Source organism: Novosphingobium sp. Fuku2-ISO-50, from assembly GCF_001519055.1.
Classification (GTDB): Bacteria; Pseudomonadota; Alphaproteobacteria; order Sphingomonadales; family Sphingomonadaceae; genus Novosphingobium.
The window spans coordinates 15,546-31,593 of the sequence record NZ_KQ954305.1; the positions used below are offsets into that span (position 1 = coordinate 15,546).

Sequence of the window (16,048 nt, forward strand, 5' to 3'; positions counted from 1 at the left end):
AGATTCTGACATTTGCGCACTACCTAGCCGAGAGCGGTAACAAATGTCAGAATCGGACCACTAGCACCCCGCCCGACAGCACCTCAACTGCAGCTACTGACGACTCCGCTTCGCAAATAAGTGATCTACAGAGCCGGGTTGCGGCGCTTGAATGGCAAAACTCAAAGGAAGTCGTCCTCAAACTTTCAGATGCCGGATTCACTCCGTTGCAAACGGACGTGGGTACGCTGACAGTTCAACTGAAGAATTTGGAGGCGAATGGCAGTGGAACGCTCGTAAGGCTTGTAATCGGAAACCCTACTTCAGCCAATATAACTGATTTGAAATTGTCCGGCGCTTGGGGAGCTTTAGACAAAAACGGAACAATAAACACTGCAGATGAGCACGATTTTTCTACAAGTATAAGTAATGGTGTACCATCTTCTTCATGGAAGGTTGTTTCTTTCAATATAGATGGAGGGAAGCCAACTGACATAGGGTACATTAAAATAAAATATGGCTCCATTCAGCAGATACGCCTTTTTGGAAATAACTAGGGTGGCCTAGGCTCTCGAAAATACGACAAGCTCAAACAAACACCCTAATTTCGAGCACCTACCAGACCAGCGCGCGTGCCCCCGGTTCACCCAGCCAACGCGCCTCTACGCCCCAGACGCGGGCGATTACCGCCGGATCGAGCGCCGCTTCGGGTGCACCCGCTGCAGCCACACGCCCCCGATCGAGCACGACGACATGGTCGGCATGGTTGGCCGCCTGCGCCAGATCATGGAGCACCAGTGCCACCCCCTTGCCCGCCTGCGCCAGCCGCCGGAAATGCAGCAGCAGCGCGCGCGCCTGCGCCAGATCGAGGCTGGCCAGCGGTTCGTCGGCCAGTACCCAGCCGGGATCACCCGCCAGGACCCGCGCCAGCAGCGCCCGCGCGCGCTCGCCGCCCGACAGCGTGCCGACCGGACGCCCGGCATAAGCGGACAGATCGACTCCGGCCAGGGCTTCGGCGACGGCGCGATCGTCCTCGTCGCGCGCCGTGCGATGCGGCAAGCGGCCCAGCCGCACGAGCGTTTCGACCGACGGGTTCCATGCGACTTCGCCGCCTTGCGGCAGATAGCCGATCGCCAGCGCGCGTTCGCGCGGGGTCATCGCGCCAAGAGGGCCGCCATCCAGGGAAACTTCGCCCGCGATCAGCCCGGCCAGCGCGGAAAGCAGCGTCGATTTGCCCGCGCCGTTGGGCCCGACGATCGCAGTGACCCGGCCCGGTGACAGATCCACCGAAACCCCCTCGAGCCGCCCCGGAACGACAAGCGATTGTGCGCGCAGCATCACGCCCATTCCCGCCGCAGCCGCACCAGCAGCATCAGGAAAAACGGCGCGCCGATCAGGCTGAGCGCAATGCCCAGCCGCAATTCGCCCCCGGCCAGCGGAAACAACCGACACGCGCTGTCGGCCACGAGCACCAGCAAGGCCCCGGCAAGCGCGCTCGGCACGATCAGCGAACCCGGCCTTTGATCGGTCAACGGGCGCAACAGATGCGGCACCATCAGCCCGACAAAGCCGACGATTCCCGCCACCGCCACCCCGGCGCCGACCACCAGCCCGATCCCCAGCACCATCCGCGCCTGAAGCCGCGCCGGATCGACCCCGAGCGAGCGCGCCGCCGCATCGCCCAGCGTCAGGGCATCGAGCGAGCGCCCGGTCCGCGCCAGCAGAACCACGCCGAGCAGCGTCGGCGGCCCGGCAAGCGCGACATCGTGCCAGCTGCGGTTTTCGAGCGCCCCCATCAGCCAGGTGACGATTTCGCTCAGCGCAAAGGGATTGGGCGACAGGCTGATGACCAGACTGGTCAGCGCACCGGCAAGGCTGGCGATCATCATCCCCGCGAGCGTAAACAGCGTCACCGCGCGCCCGATCCCGCCGGTCGCACCAGCGCCCGCAATCAGGACCAGCAGCGCCATCGCCAGCGCGGCGCCCGCCAGCGCAAACAGCGGCAGAGCCCAGCCTTGCGCCGCGATCCCGGTCGAAATCGCCAGGACCGCGCCCAGCGCAGCCAGCGGCGCAATGCCGAACAACCCCGGATCGGCCAGCGGATTGCGCAAATAGCCCTGCATCGCCGCACCCGCCGCGCCCAGCCCACCGCCGATGATCAGCGCCAACACCGCGCGCGGCGCGCGCAGTTCGACCAGGATCGGCACCGCATTGCGCACCGGCGACCCCAGCGGATTGATCCACACTTGCCCGGCCAGCAACGACAACGGCAAAGCCAGCGCCAACAACCCGGCGAGCACGATCCACCAGCGCAAGGCCATCAGCCGCGTCCTCCGTTCAGCGAACGACGCAAGGCGGCAAGGCGCGCCGCCGCACGGATGATCGTCGGCCCGCCGCAATAGAGCAGCCCGGCGGGAAATTCGGCCCGCATGGTGCCGGTCAGCACGCCCAGCGCCGGGTGACGCAGCATGCGGTCATGCCCGACCGTCAGGATCACGCGCGGCGGATGCGCCAGCATGCGTTCGAGCGGATAGATATCGGCCTGGCCATAGCCCTCGCGCGCGGGCAGATTGGCAAAACCGGTGCGTCCGAGCAGATCGTCGATCAGCGTGCCCTGCCCCGCGACCATGCCGCCCCATTCCCACAGCACCGCATCGACCGGCACGGCGCCCGGCGGTGGCGCGGCCGCCGCCAGCGCGGCCTCGATCCGGCGAACGAGCGCCTCGCCGCGTTCGGGATGCCCGACGATCGCCGCCAGCCGGCGTACATCGCCGAGCGAATCGGCGACGTTGTGTTGCGTGCGGAGCGTTTCCAGCCGCAGCCCGAGCCGACGATAGGCCGCGCGCGTCGCCGGGGCGACAAACTCGCCATCGATCACCACGTCGGGCTGCAAGGCGACCACTTCTTCGATCGTGCCATGCGTCGTGGCGTGACGCCGGACTTTGGCGATCGGCAGCGAGCTGCTCGCCGGATCGCGGCTATAAGCGGAATAGGCGAGAATCTGCGCCGGATCGGCAACTTCGGCAAGGATCGCATCGCTGCACGGATTAAGCGAGACGATACGCGGAAGCGATGCCGCGCGCGGCATGACCCGCGCCGCCGCAACGGTCGGCGACAGGGCGGCAAGCATGGCCACAAGGCCCGCCCCGCAACGCCAAACCGGGCCGATCAATAGCGAACCCGGATACCGGCAAAGACCCCGCGCCCGACCGCGCCGTAGCCAGCGACCGTCGGCGTATGGTCGTTGAACAGATTTTCGATCCGGCCATAGAAGTCGATGAAGCGGCCAAACGGCAGGCTGGCGCGCAAGGTGGTCAGTTCGCTCGGCCCCAGCCGCACCGTATTGGCCGCATCGTCCCAGCTGGCCGTCTGCACGCGCGTATCAAGGCCCAGGACCACCCCCTTGAACGGCGAAGTCCAGTCGATCGAGGCGGTCACCGCGTCCTGCGGTCGCCGCGCGAGCAGCTTGCCCCGATTGACCGCGCCGGGCGTGCGGTCGGTGGCATGATCATAGCTGTAAAGCGCGGCAATGCGCAGCTTTGACGTCGGAACCAGCGTGGCTTCGAGCTCGACCCCATCGGCACGGGCGACCCCGACATTGGCGAACGTACCGTTCGGTCGATCGCTGCAGACCGACGTCGTCACCCCGGCGCACCCCACGAAAGCGATCAGATTGCGGCTGTCACGGCGATAGACCGATGCCGTCAGCCGCACCCGCCCGTCATCGCCCGAATATTCCACCCCCGCGTCATAGCTCTCGGCGGTTTCGGGAGCCAGGCCCGCATTGCCGTATGCCGACCACAACTGGTACAGCGTCGGCGCCTTGAAGCCATCGGCATAGCTGCCGCGCAAGCGCACGCCTTCGAGCAATTTCAGGCTGCCGTTGGCGCTGAAACTGTCATGGCTGCCAAACTGGCTGTGATCGTCGACGCGCAAGCCCGCCGCCAGTGTCGCCACCGGGCCGTACCAGCCGAGCAACAGATGGCCGCTGTCGATCCGCGCGCGGTGTTCGCTGTCATAGCTGCCCGAATAGCCGGTCCATTCGTCGTCGGCGCCGAAATTGGCCAGAAACCCGGCGGGCAACTTGACCGATCCGGTCAGGTCGACGCGTTCCGATCGGCCCAGCCAGATCGCCGTGACGTCGCCCGGTTCGTTTTGCGCGACATAGACGCGCCTGGTCGTCGCCAGCGCATAGCCGGCATCGAGCGCGACGCCGCCCTTTTCGAAATGCGCACCCGCGCGACCGGAAAACTGCTCGGTTTCCAACGCTGCGGCCGCATCGCCCGAGAGTTCGAGCGGCAGGGGAAAGCCATTGCCGCTTTGCTTGCCATCGGCATAGCGCGCGGTCGCAACGAACGACAGCGTATCGGTCAGGGTATAGCGACCGCGTCCTGCCAGATGCCATTGATGAAACCCGCCGGAGCCTTCGATCCGCGGCGCGGGAATATCGTCATTGGCGACATATCCGATATTGAATGCAAGCGCATAGCGGTCTTTTTTCAGGCCGACGGCGAGGTTTTCGGCAACGTTGTCGCGGCTGCCGGTTTCGATCGAGGCGAGCACGCCTTTTGTTTCCGGGGTCGTCAGCGCGATGACCCCGCCGATCGCTCCGCCGCCCCAGATCAGCGAATTGGAGCCGCGCAAGACATCGATGCGCTCGATTCCCGCCATCGTCAGCGTGCCGAAATCATATCCGCCGCTCATCCCTGCGACATCGTTCATCCGCACGCCATCGATCGTGACGAGCACGTCGCTGGCCTCGGAGCCGCGCATATGGACCTGGGTATCGGTCCCCTGTGCCCCGTCGCGCGTCCAGGTCACCCCCGGAATCAACGCCAGTGCGCGGGTGAAGTCGGCCCCGCCGATGCGTTCGAGATCGTCCGAGGTCAGCACAGTGACCGACTGCGCCACGTTGTCGAGCGGCAGTTTTCCGCCGGTGGCGATCGTGGTGATCGGAATCGGCGCAATATCGGGCGCGGCCTGCGCTTCTTCGGGCGGGGGATAATCGTCGGCAGCCGACGCGGCACTGCCCGTCGGAGAATTCGCGGGCGGAACGTCTTGCGCCAGCGCCGGACCGGAAACCAGACCCGACGCCACCAGAACCGTCGCCATCACGATCTCGGTCACCGCCGCTTGGCCGGCGGCGCTGCGGATCAACCCGGTCATCCATCACTCCTTACGGACCGTAACTGCCCGCGCGGTCGCACGAAAGACAACGGCGACCGGCGCATAGCCGGGCCCGGCGAAGAGAACAACCCTGGCCGAGACCATCCCGGCTGCGAACCGGCCGCATGGCGCGGTTAAGGGCATAGCGCAGTTAAGGACACGGCAAGGGATCGTCGCATAACGGTACATCGCCCGATGAACAGGTGCGAAGCGCCCGGAAATCGGATAGCGGGAATCGGATAGCGGAAAATCCGGTTACGCCCGCGTGCCGCTCACTCCCGCGCGAAAGCCGGACGTTCCCGCCATTCACTCCGCATGAGGTGCCGCAGGGCCAATGCCGCTGGAAATCGCCTACCGACCGGTTGTCCTGCCCCCCGCTGCGGCCCTGCGCAAGACGGGTGGGCCGGTCGTGGGTGAAGCGTGCGCCGCGCCATCCGCGGCGGTTCGCTGTTCGCCGGAACTGCGCCCGCGCGATTTTGCGGCGCGCATCCGTCGCTGCGACATGGTTTCGCTGCGGCGTGCGCTGCACCGGCCCGCGCGGCTGCGCCAACGGATCGCGGGCGTGGCGTTGGTCGGATTGGTGCCGGCGCTGCTTGCCGCAGTGGGCTGGGGCAATCCGCATGGAATCGGCGGCGCCCTTGCGCAGGAACGGCTTTCCCCCTGGCACGGCAGGAACGCGGTCTCTGCAAGCGACGGCCTGCTGACCCCGGCGGTCGCCTCTGCCGCATGGGACCGGACATTGGCCGGCGACCACTCAGACGCCGACGGCGCAACGGCGCGCCCTTTGCTCTCGGTCGGCACCGGGCTCGATCATTGGCGGGCGCAACAATGCCTGACCGCGGCGATCTATTACGAAGCCGCGCGCGAACCCGACGCGGGGCAACGCGCGGTGGCCCAGGTCGTGCTCAACCGCGTGGCGCATCCCGCTTTTCCCAAGACCGTCTGCGGCGTCGTTTACCAGGGGTCGGAACGCCCGGGCTGCCAGTTCAGCTTTGCCTGCGACGGGTCTCTGGCGCGGCGGCCGATGGCCATCTATTGGGAACGGGCGCGGCGCGTGGCCGAGGCCGCCCTGGCGGGCGCTGTCTTTGCGCCTGTCGGGCTTGCCACGCATTACCATACCAGCGCGGTCCATCCCGCCTGGGCCGACAGCATGGCCTTTCTCGGCACGATCGGCGCACACCGCTTCTATCGCTGGAGCAGCAGCGCGGGTCAGCCGCGCGCGTTTGACGCCGTCTATGCCGGCGGCGAGCCGGTCGCCGCGCCGCACCCGCATACATGGGCCTCGACCGGCGCCGACCTGGCCGATCCGCTCGTGCTCGAAAAAGCGTTCGAGGCAGGCCGGCTTGCGGCCTTGCGCAGCGCAGTCGCGCCGATGGCAGAGCCCGGATCCGGCCGCGGCCAGACGCCGGTCGCCTTTGATCAGCCGCCCCAGCCCGCCGCCAGCGCGCCGGTCGGCGCCCCGGTCGGCGATACGCGCAGCCGCCTCCTGCCGGGATCGGGCGCCGTTCGCCCCGAAGCGGAACAGCAATACGACAGCGCCGCGCACTGGATCCATCAACCGGGAGCCTGAGGCGGCTCCAGAATTCGCGCCCGGCCGGAACAGCCCCTGCCAGACGCACTTTGCCGGATCTGAACCACCCGGATTCAAGGCGCGCGGATTCAAATCTCCCGGTTTCAAATCTCCCGGTTTCAAATCTCCCGGTTTCAAATCTCCCGGTTTCAAATCTCCCGGTTTCAAATCTCCCGGTTTCAAATCTCACTGTGCGCGCGATCCGGGAAAAAGGTTTGCGTCTCCTTTACTGTGTCGCCTCATGAGCTGTTCACGCGTCCGGGGCTAAATCGCTGGCGAACGGCACGCATTGTGCGGTTTGTGCGAGGAGAGACCCGGATGCTGCGATTTGTCCCTCGATATGGTATCGTATCGCCGGCGCTGATCCGTCCTTCGCGCCTTCGTCAGCGCTTTGCAGTCAATGACAATGCGATTGCCGCCGGGACCACGCCGCCCCGCAAACCCGCCGCGATTGTCGATGCCAGGGTTCAGGCCGCGCTGCGCCTGTTTGCCGCGCATGGCCTGTCGGCGGCGGAGCGTGCGCGCCTCGCCGCAGCCAACGCCAACGCGCGCGGCGATGAAAGCGATGCGCAGTGGTGGAATGAAATCAGCCGCATGCTCGGTCAGCGCCGCTGAATTCGCAACGCTCCGACCGGTGGCGCCAGGATCGCGCGCACCCCGGTTATGCCCCGGCTTTCCGTTTTGACATGATCCGATAAGGAACAACCCCGATCCGTCGTCTCAGGGCGACGGTCATGGTGCGTTCATGTCCCGATGGCATGAACGGTTCTCGAAGAAGATCGGGTATCCACACCCGGCGCCGGGCCTGCGTGACTGCGGCTCCGACGTAACGTCGGCGACTTCGACCGAGGCCGCTTGATATTGCGAACCGTTATCATAAAAACCCGGAAATTCGACGTTTTACTGCCTTGCAATCCGTTTTCCACGGGCCTACGGACCTCTCCACCCCACCAGGCGCCTTCCTGTCACGCGGGACATGGGCCGGCTCCTAGACGGTGGCAAATCTGATCTTTGTTCAGTCCCGCAGCTACGGGAAAGGACCGTAAAAGCATGGCTCGCAAGAAAATTGCGCTGATCGGCGCCGGCAACATCGGCGGCACCCTCGCCCATCTCGCTGCACAAAAGGAATTGGGCGACATCGTCCTGTTCGACGTCGCAGAAGGCGTGCCCCAGGGCAAGGCGCTCGACCTGTCGCAGTGCGGTCCGGTCGAAGGTTTTGACGCCTCGATCACCGGCACCAACGATTACAAGGACATCGCCGGCGCAGACGTGATCATCGTCACCGCAGGCGTGCCGCGCAAGCCCGGCATGAGCCGCGACGACCTGCTCGGCATCAACCTCAAGGTGATGAAGGCCGTCGGCGAAGGCATCCGGGACAACGCCCCCGATGCGTTCGTGATCTGCATCACCAACCCGCTCGACGCAATGGTCTGGGCGCTGCGCGAATTCTCCGGCCTGCCGCACAACAAGGTGGTCGGCATGGCGGGCGTGCTCGACTCGGCGCGCTTCACGACGTTCCTCGCCTGGGAATTCGGCGTGTCGGTGCGCGACGTGAATTCGTTCGTGCTCGGCGGTCATGGCGACACCATGGTTCCGGTGGTCGAATATTCGACCGTTGCCGGTATCCCGGTGACCGACCTGATCAAGATGGGTCTGTCGACGCAGGAACGCATCGACGACATCGTCAAGCGCACGCGCGGCGGCGGCGGCGAAATCGTCGGCCTGCTCAAGACCGGCTCGGCATTCTATGCCCCGGCCGCCTCGGGCATCGCCATGGCCGAAGCCTATCTCAAGGACCAGAAGCGCGTTCTGCCCTGTGCGGCTTATGTCGCGGGTGAATATGGCGTCGACGGTTTCTATGTCGGCGTGCCGGTGGTGATCGGCGCGGGCGGCGTGGAAAAGGTCATCGAGATCGCACTCGACGACAGCGCCAAGGCCAACCTTCAGGTCTCGATCGACGCTGTCAACGAACTGCTGGTTGCCTGCAAGGGCATCGCGCCCGAACTGGCCTGACATGCAAACCCGGCGGGCCTCGCATCGGGGCCCGCCGACAGGCATGCGCGATGACAAGACTGCGAGGCGGCAAAACCTTGATCACAGAGCGGGTATTCGCCCTGAGCCCACGGCAAAGGCAATCGTTCCTGATTTTGTGACACCTGATGCCGCCCAGTATTCCCGCGATCTGCGCGGGACCGGAATTTGGCCCGTGATCCTCACGGGAAGGAAAGTGACCCCCGGCGCGATGCGCAGAGGGTTTCCGAAGCCCCCGCCTCCCCGGGGCAAAGGAGTTTGACGATGGGTCAGGAGTTGCACGAGTTCGATCTGGATCCCGCCCAGGAAGGGCCGCAACCGGGGCCAAGCTGGGCCTCGAAGCGCTGGCCCGTCACCGATGCTGCGGCAGGCGATGAGCTGACCCGCGCGCTCGATCCGATGGCGCTGAAGCTCGAAATCGCCAAGGCGCAGAAAAAGGACGCGCCCAAGCTCGACGATGCGGCGCTGGAACAGGCTGCGGCGGATTCGATCCGCGCCATGCTTTTGATCCGCACCTATCGCGTGCGCGGCCATCTGACCGCCGATCTCGATCCGCTGGGTCTCGCGCGACAGAACCTGCCCGCCGATCTTTCGCCCGAATATCACGGCATCGTCGGCGCCGCGCTTGACCGCAAGACCTATCTTGGCGGCATTCTCGGAATCGATTGGGCCACGCCGCGCGAGATCGTGGCGATCTTGCGTCGCAATTATTGCGGCAAGATCGGCTTTGAATACATGCACATCGCCGATGTGGAAGAACGCCGGTTCATCCAGGACCGGATCGAAGGCGGCGACAAGGCGATCGACTTCACCCCCAACGGGAAGAAGGCGATCCTGGCGGCGGTCATTCGCGGCGAACAGTACGAAAAGTTCCTCGGACGCAAATACGTCGGCACCAAGCGCTTTGGCCTCGACGGCGGCGAATCGATGATCCCAGCGCTCGAAGCGGTGATCAAGTACGGCGGCCAGCTCGGCGTGCGCGAAATCATCACCGGCATGGCGCATCGCGGCCGTTTGAACGTGCTCGCCAATGTCATGGCCAAGCCCTATCGCGTGATCTTCCACGAATTTTCGGGCGGCACCGCCAATCCCGAAGACGTCGGCGGCTCGGGCGACGTGAAGTATCACCTCGGCACGTCGACCGACCGCGAATTCGACGGCATCAAGGTTCACATGAGCCTGCAGCCCAACCCGTCGCACCTCGAAACGGTCGATCCGGTGGTATTGGGCAAGGCCCGCGCGCAGCAAGTGTTCCGCGATGACATCGGCCCGGGCAAGCACAAGCAGGTGCTGCCGATCCTGATTCACGGTGACGCCGCCTTTGCCGGCCAGGGCATTGTCTGGGAATGCTTCGGCTTTTCCGGGGTGCGCGGCTACAACACCGGCGGTTGCATCCATTTCGTGATCAACAACCAGATCGGCTTTACCACCAGCCCGCAGTTTTCGCGCGGATCGCCGTATCCCTCGGACGTTGCCAAGGGTGTCCAGGCGCCGATCATCCATGTCAACGGCGATGATCCCGAAGCGGTGACGTTCGCGTGCAAGCTCGCGATCGACTATCGCCAGAAGTTCGGTCGCGATGTCGTCGTCGACATGTGGTGCTATCGTCGCTTCGGCCACAACGAAGGCGACGAACCCAGCTTCACCCAGCCGCTGATGTATGCGAAAATCCGCCAGCACCCGGCGATCAGCGCAGTCTATGCCGATCGTCTGGTGGCACAGGGCGTGATCGACGCGGGCTGGAAGGCCCAGACCGAGGAAAGCTTTGTCGCCACGCTCGAAAACGAATTCGAAGCGGCCAAGAGCTACAAGGCCAACGAAGCCGACTGGTTCGGCGGGCGCTGGAGCGGGCTCAACAAGCCGGCCGACCCCGTCACCGCGCGCCGCAACGTGCCGACCGGCATCGATGCCAAACTGTTCGACAGCCTTGGCCGCGTGTTGACCACCGTTCCCGAAGGGCTGACCGTCCACAAGACGCTGAGCCGCGTGATCGATGCCAAGCGCGAGATGTTCAAGACCGGCAAGGGCTTCGACTGGGCAACCGGCGAAGCGCTGGCTTATGGCAGCCTGGCCACCGAAGGCTTCAACATCCGCCTGTCGGGGCAGGATTCGGGCCGCGGTACGTTCAGCCAGCGTCATGCGGTGTGGGTCGATCAGAACGACGAGCACAAATATGTGCCCCTCGCGACGCTGCCCCACGGCCGCTTTGAAGTGCATGACAGCCCGCTGTCGGAATATGGCGTGCTCGGCTTCGAATATGGCTATGCCAGCGCCGATCCGAAGACGCTGGTGCTGTGGGAAGCGCAGTTTGGCGACTTTGCCAACGGCGCGCAGATCGTGATCGACCAGTATATCGCCGCCTCGGAAGCGAAGTGGCTGCGTGCCAATGGTCTCGTCATGCTGCTGCCCCACGGCTATGAAGGTCAGGGCCCGGAACATTCCTCGGCGCGCCTCGAACGCTATCTGCAGCTTTGCGCGGAAGACAACCTGCAGGTGTGCAACATCACCACGCCGGCGAATTACTTCCACGTCCTGCGTCGCCAGATGCACCGTCCGTTCCGCAAGCCGCTGATCATCATGACGCCCAAGAGCCTGCTGCGCCATCCGATGGCCAAGTCGGAAGCTTCGGACTTCATCGGCGAAGGGCATTTCCAGCGCATCCTGTCCGACATCGCGGCGCCTGCGGACAAGGATACCCGCAAGGTCATCCTGTGCAGCGGCAAAGTCGCCTACGACTTGTTCGAGGCACGCGAACAGCAGGGCATCACCGATACGCAGATCATCCGCCTCGAACAGCTCTACCCCTTCCCGGGCGAACCGCTGGCTCTGCGTCTTTCGAACATGCCCAACCTCGAAGAAGTGGTCTGGTGCCAGGAAGAACCCAAGAACAACGGTTCGTGGTTCTTTGTCGAGCCGCTGATCGAAGACTCGCTCAAGTCTGCCGGAGCCAAAGTCACGCGCGCCCGCTATGCCGGCCGTGCCGGCGGGGCCTCGCCGGCAACGGGGATCGCCAAGCGCCATGCCAGCGAACAGGCGGCTCTTGTGGCCAATGCCCTGGCGCTGTCGGTGCGTGACGAGATCCGCCGCAAGAAAAAGCTCTGATCAGGCCGAATTTCCGATCGCCCGAATTTCCGATTTTCTGCCATTTCCGTTTTAACGTCCTTATCTTCATGTGATTTCCGGCCCAAGGAACCCAGGTTATGTCCATCGAAGTCAAAGTGCCGACGCTCGGCGAAAGCGTCAGCGAGGCGACCGTCGGCCAGTGGCTGAAGAAGCCGGGTGAAGCCGTCGCGCTCGACGAACCGATCGTCAGCCTTGAAACCGACAAAGTCGCGGTCGATGTGCCCGCGCCTGCGGCCGGCATTCTTGGCGAACTGCTCGTCAAGGAAGGCGACACCGTCTCGGTCGGCGCGCTGATCGCGCTGATCGAAGCCGCCGGCAGCGCTGCGGCGGCCCCCGCCCCGGCTGCTGCACCGGCTCCGGCGGCTCCGATCGCAGTTGCCGCCCCCGCCCTGGCGAAGGCGGAATCCGATGCGGATGCCGCTGCGCTGTCTCCGGCGGTGCGTCGCGCCGTGCTCGAATACGGCATCGATCCCGCGACGGTGAAAGGCACCGGCGCCGGCGGTCGTCTGACCAAGGAAGACGTGCTGGCCGCAGCGCAAGCCAAGGCCGCTTCCCCCGCCCCGGCAGCGGTTGCGGCCGTGCCCGCCACGGTTGCCGCGCCGGGTCGCAACGAAGAACGCGTCAAGATGACGCGGCTTCGCCAGACCATCGCCAAGCGGCTGAAAAGCGCGCAGGAAAATGCCGCGCTGCTGACCACGTTCAACGACGTCGACATGTCGGCGGTGATGGCCGCGCGCGACAAGTTCAAGGACAGCTTTGAAAAGAAGCACGGCATCAAGCTTGGCTTCATGTCGTTCTTTGCCAAGGCTTCGTGCCTCGCGCTCAAGGACATCCCGTCGGTCAACGCCCGCATCGAAGGCGATGAAATCGTCTATCATGACTATGTCGACATCTCGGTCGCGGTTTCGGCGCCCAACGGGCTGGTCGTGCCGGTGGTCCGCGATTGCGACAAGCTGTCGTTTGCCGGGATCGAAAAGGCGATTGCCGGTTTCGGGAAAAAGGCGCGCGAAGGCACGCTGACCATGGACGACATGAAGGGCGGCACGTTCACCATCTCGAACGGCGGTGTCTTCGGCGGCCTGATGTCGACCCCGATCATCAACCCGCCGCAGTCCGCCGTGCTCGGGCTGCACCGCATCGAGGACCGTCCGGTCGTGCGCAATGGCCAGATCGTCATCCGCCCGATGATGTATATCGCGCTCAGCTACGACCATCGCCTGATTGACGGACGCGAGGCGGTAACCGCACTCAAGACCATCAAGGAAGCGATCGAAGAACCCACGCGTCTGTTGATCGACCTGTAAAATCTGGCGAAGGGCCCGAGCAGCGCTTCGGGCCCTCCCCCGTCCCCCCGAACGGGCGGCATCGCAAAGGACCAAGGCAATGGCAGAATACGACTACGACGTGCTGGTGATCGGCGCCGGCCCCGGCGGCTATGTGGCGGCAATCCGCGCTGCGCAGCTTGGCTTGAAGACCGCTTGCGCCGAAGGGCGCGCCACACTCGGCGGCACCTGTCTCAATGTCGGCTGCATCCCGTCAAAGGCTCTCCTCCATGGCTCGGAACTCTTTCACGAAGCCGCCGGCGGCACGATGGCCAAGTTCGGCGTCAAGACCAGCGGGGTCGAGCTCGACCTCGACGTGCTTCAGGCTGAAAAGGCGACGACGGTCAAGGAACTGACCGGCGGGATCGAATTCCTGTTCAAGAAGAACAAGGTCACCTGGCTCAAGGGCCTCGCCACATTTGCCGATGCCCACACTGTCGAAGTCGCCGGCGCCAAAGTCTCGGCCAAGCACATCGTCATCGCCACCGGCTCGTCGGTCACGCCGCTGCCCGGTGTTGCGGTCGACAACGATGCCGGCGTGATCGTCGATTCGACCGGCGCGCTTGCCCTGGGCAAGGTTCCCGGACATCTCGCCGTGATCGGCGGCGGGGTGATCGGGCTGGAGCTCGGCTCGGTCTGGGGCCGCCTCGGCGCCAAAGTCACCGTGATCGAATATCTCGACCAATTGCTGCCCGGCATGGACGGCGATGTCCGCAAGGAAGCCGCGCGGATCTTCAAGAAGCAGGGCTTTGACCTCAAGCTGTCGACCAAGGTCACCGGCGCGAGCGTCAAGGACGGCAAGGCAACGCTGACGCTCGAACCGGCTGCCGGTGGTGCCGCCGAAACGCTCGAAGCCGATGTCGTGCTTGTCGCGATCGGTCGCCGCCCGCATACCGACGGGCTCGGACTCGACACAATCGGCCTGGCGGTCAACGCACGCGGCCAGATCGAAACCGATCATGATTTCCGCACCGCGGTCGACGGCGTCTGGGCAATCGGCGACGTGATCCCCGGCCCGATGCTGGCGCACAAGGCCGAAGACGAAGGCATTGCGGTTGCTGAAAACATTGCCGGGCTGACCGGCATCGTCAACCATGCGGTGATCCCCGGCGTGGTCTACACCAACCCCGAAATCGCCGGTGTCGGCCTGACCGAAGAAGCCGCCAAAGCGCTTGGTGACATCAAGGTCGGCAAGTTCCCGATGCTCGCCAACAGCCGCGCCAAGACCAATCGCGAGCCCGAAGGCTTCGTCAAAGTCATCGCCGATGCCAAGACCGACCGCGTGCTGGGCGTCTGGGCGATTGCCAGCGTTGCCGGCACGATGATCGCCGAAGCCGCACTCGCGATGGAATTTGGCGCAACCAGCGAAGACATCGCCTATACCTGCCACGCGCACCCGACTCATTCCGAGGCGATCAAGGAAGCGGCGATGGCAGTGACCGGAAAGCCGATCCACATCTGATTGCAAACGCTTTCAGCAGATTGATACTTTCAAATGAATGGGGGCGAAACGCAAGTTTCGCCCCCATTCTTGCATCATTTCAGTTCGTTTTGACTGATTTTCGCGATTTTTGCCGCGACGAGTGTCCGGTTTTGGGTTACGTGACAATCGCATAACACGTCCTATAATGGGACACGAAAACCGGTGACGCGCCGAGCCGGGGCATCATCGGACGACGTTGATCGATTTTCCCTCCCCCCATCCACGGCAGGGATCGGGCCACCCGGGGCAACCGGGTGGCCCTTCGTCGGTCAGCCGATCTCGACCACGACTTTGCCCACGGCCTGCCGGTTTTCGAGGCTGGCGATGGCGTCACCGCCGCGTTCGAGCGGATAGCGCGCCGAGATGCGCGGCGCGATCCGCCCGTCGTTCAACATGACGAACAAGTCCGCGACTTCGGCCTTGAACCGCGCAGGGTCGCGCGCGGTAAATGCGCCCCAGAACACGCCGCAGACATCGCAGGATTTGAGCAAGGTGAGATTGAGCGGCAGGCGGGCAATCCCGGCGGGGAAGCCGACCACCAGAAAGCGCCCTTCCCAGGCGATCGCGCGCAACGCCGGCTCGGAATAATCGCCGCCGACGATGTCATAGACGATATTGGCCCCGTCCGGGCCGCAAGCCGCCTTGAACGCTTCGGCCAGTTCCTTCGATTGCGCCTTGTCGAACGGCGCCCGGCCATAGATCACCACGTCATCGGCCCCGGCTTCGCGGGCGAGCGCGGCCTTTTCCTCCGACGAGACCCCGGCAACGACGCGCGCGCCAAAGGCCTTGGCCAATTCGATCGCCGACAGCCCGACGCCGCCCGCCGCACCCAGGACCAGCACGACATCACCCGGCTTGATATGCCCGCGATCGACCAGACCGTGGTAATTGGTGCCATAAGTCATCAGCAGCGAGGCCCCGGTGGCGTAATCGACGCCATCGGGCAAGGCGAACAGCCGCCCCTGATCGACCACCGCATGCGTTGCCAGCCCGCCATTGCCGACCATGCCGATCACCCGGTCGCCGACCTGCCAACCAGCCACGCCTTCGCCGATCACGGCAATCACCCCGGCGATTTCGCCGCCCGGCGCAAACGGCCGCGCGGGCTTGAACTGATAGAGATCGCGGATGATCAGCGTGTCGGGAAAGTTGATCGAGCAGGCCTTGACCGCAACGACCACCTGGCCCGGGCCGGGCACCGGATCGGGCAATTCGTCCAGGACCAGCGTTTCCGGACCGCCGGTGGCGTGGCTGCGCAAGGCTTTCATGGCATTCTCCCGCTCAAGAGCTTGTGTGGCATGCGGGCGCCACGAAAAAGGGCGCCCGCATGCAGGCGCCCTTCACGTGCCAAGAATTTTCAGACTTGAAAAGCCT

General features: G+C 64.7%; 12 protein-coding genes. 7 read left to right on the forward strand and 5 right to left on the reverse strand.

Annotated elements, in window-relative coordinates; translation table 11 throughout:
• The first annotated feature begins 218 nt into the window (after window positions 1–218).
• A complete protein-coding gene (locus AQZ50_RS20210; RefSeq protein ID WP_369801440.1) occupies window positions 219–536 on the forward strand; it encodes a SadB/YajI family lipoprotein in 318 nt (105 codons plus the stop codon).
• Window positions 537–594: 58 nt separating this feature from the next.
• Here the strand turns inward: AQZ50_RS20210 and AQZ50_RS18365 are convergent, their stop codons facing one another.
• Genes AQZ50_RS18365 through AQZ50_RS18380 form a run of 4 tightly spaced genes read right to left on the reverse strand, consistent with a single transcriptional unit; the run spans window position 595 to window position 5,145 of the window.
• Entirely contained in the window at window positions 595–1,317 is a 723-nt protein-coding gene (locus AQZ50_RS18365; protein ID WP_067748691.1) for an ABC transporter ATP-binding protein, read from the reverse strand.
• Window positions 1,317–2,300 carry a FecCD family ABC transporter permease gene (locus AQZ50_RS18370; protein WP_067748591.1) on the reverse strand — a complete coding sequence of 328 codons (984 nt, stop codon included), beginning with the start codon at window positions 2,298–2,300 and terminating at the stop codon, window positions 1,317–1,319. The genes AQZ50_RS18365 and AQZ50_RS18370 overlap by 1 nt, the downstream gene beginning before the upstream one ends.
• Window positions 2,300–3,109 (reverse strand): ABC transporter substrate-binding protein, encoded by an 810-nt coding sequence (locus tag AQZ50_RS18375; protein WP_082703791.1) that lies wholly within the window; start codon window positions 3,107–3,109, stop codon window positions 2,300–2,302. Before AQZ50_RS18375 ends, AQZ50_RS18370 begins: the two co-directional genes overlap by 1 nt.
• A 38-nt stretch (window positions 3,110–3,147) precedes the next feature.
• Window positions 3,148–5,145 carry a TonB-dependent receptor plug domain-containing protein gene (locus AQZ50_RS18380; protein WP_067748594.1) on the reverse strand — a complete coding sequence of 666 codons (1,998 nt, stop codon included), beginning with the start codon at window positions 5,143–5,145 and terminating at the stop codon, window positions 3,148–3,150.
• A 334-nt stretch (window positions 5,146–5,479) separates the two neighbouring features.
• Here AQZ50_RS18380 and AQZ50_RS18385 point away from each other — a divergent pair, with 334 nt between their 5' ends.
• From AQZ50_RS18385 to lpdA, 6 genes are all read left to right on the forward strand, one after another.
• Window positions 5,480–6,715, forward strand: coding sequence for a cell wall hydrolase (locus tag AQZ50_RS18385; RefSeq protein WP_067748596.1), 1,236 nt, complete (start codon window positions 5,480–5,482; stop codon window positions 6,713–6,715).
• A 318-nt stretch (window positions 6,716–7,033) separates the two neighbouring features.
• Window positions 7,034–7,330: a hypothetical protein gene (locus AQZ50_RS18390; protein WP_067748598.1), complete on the forward strand. Its 297-nt coding sequence runs from the start codon at window positions 7,034–7,036 to the stop codon at window positions 7,328–7,330.
• Window positions 7,331–7,765: 435 nt separating this feature from the next.
• Window positions 7,766–8,728 (forward strand): malate dehydrogenase, encoded by a 963-nt coding sequence (gene mdh / locus AQZ50_RS18395; protein ID WP_067748600.1) that lies wholly within the window; start codon window positions 7,766–7,768, stop codon window positions 8,726–8,728.
• Between the two features lie 282 nt (window positions 8,729–9,010).
• Window positions 9,011–11,848: a 2-oxoglutarate dehydrogenase E1 component gene (locus AQZ50_RS18400; RefSeq protein WP_067748602.1), complete on the forward strand. Its 2,838-nt coding sequence runs from the start codon at window positions 9,011–9,013 to the stop codon at window positions 11,846–11,848.
• Window positions 11,849–11,946: 98 nt separating this feature from the next.
• Entirely contained in the window at window positions 11,947–13,173 is a 1,227-nt protein-coding gene (gene odhB / locus AQZ50_RS18405) for a 2-oxoglutarate dehydrogenase complex dihydrolipoyllysine-residue succinyltransferase (protein WP_067748604.1), read from the forward strand.
• A 79-nt stretch (window positions 13,174–13,252) separates the two neighbouring features.
• Window positions 13,253–14,653, forward strand: a complete 1,401-nt coding sequence (lpdA, locus tag AQZ50_RS18410) for a dihydrolipoyl dehydrogenase (RefSeq protein WP_067748607.1) — start codon at window positions 13,253–13,255, stop codon at window positions 14,651–14,653.
• Between the two features lie 290 nt (window positions 14,654–14,943).
• Here lpdA and AQZ50_RS18415 read toward each other — a convergent pair whose 3' ends face one another.
• Entirely contained in the window at window positions 14,944–15,942 is a 999-nt protein-coding gene (locus tag AQZ50_RS18415) for an NADPH:quinone oxidoreductase family protein (protein ID WP_067748609.1), read from the reverse strand.
• Between the last annotated feature and the right edge of the window lie 106 nt (window positions 15,943–16,048).

Bases quoted from the DNA above. Each gene is read 5' to 3' on its own strand.
- AQZ50_RS18400 (WP_067748602.1), top strand. From the start codon at position 9,011: ATGGGTCAGGAGTTGCACGAGTTCGATCTGGATCCCGCCCAGGAAGGG.
- AQZ50_RS18390 (WP_067748598.1), top strand. From the start codon at position 7,034: ATGCTGCGATTTGTCCCTCGATATGGTATCGTATCGCCGGCGCTGATC.
- mdh (WP_067748600.1), top strand. From the start codon at position 7,766: ATGGCTCGCAAGAAAATTGCGCTGATCGGCGCCGGCAACATCGGCGGC.
- AQZ50_RS18385 (WP_067748596.1), top strand. From the start codon at position 5,480: ATGCCGCTGGAAATCGCCTACCGACCGGTTGTCCTGCCCCCCGCTGCG.
- AQZ50_RS18365 (WP_067748691.1), bottom strand. From the start codon at position 1,317: ATGCTGCGCGCACAATCGCTTGTCGTTCCGGGGCGGCTCGAGGGGGTT.
- odhB (WP_067748604.1), top strand. From the start codon at position 11,947: ATGTCCATCGAAGTCAAAGTGCCGACGCTCGGCGAAAGCGTCAGCGAG.
- AQZ50_RS18375 (WP_082703791.1), bottom strand. From the start codon at position 3,109: ATGCTTGCCGCCCTGTCGCCGACCGTTGCGGCGGCGCGGGTCATGCCG.
- AQZ50_RS18380 (WP_067748594.1), bottom strand. From the start codon at position 5,145: ATGACCGGGTTGATCCGCAGCGCCGCCGGCCAAGCGGCGGTGACCGAG.
- AQZ50_RS18415 (WP_067748609.1), bottom strand. From the start codon at position 15,942: ATGAAAGCCTTGCGCAGCCACGCCACCGGCGGTCCGGAAACGCTGGTC.
- lpdA (WP_067748607.1), top strand. From the start codon at position 13,253: ATGGCAGAATACGACTACGACGTGCTGGTGATCGGCGCCGGCCCCGGC.
- AQZ50_RS18370 (WP_067748591.1), bottom strand. From the start codon at position 2,300: ATGGCCTTGCGCTGGTGGATCGTGCTCGCCGGGTTGTTGGCGCTGGCT.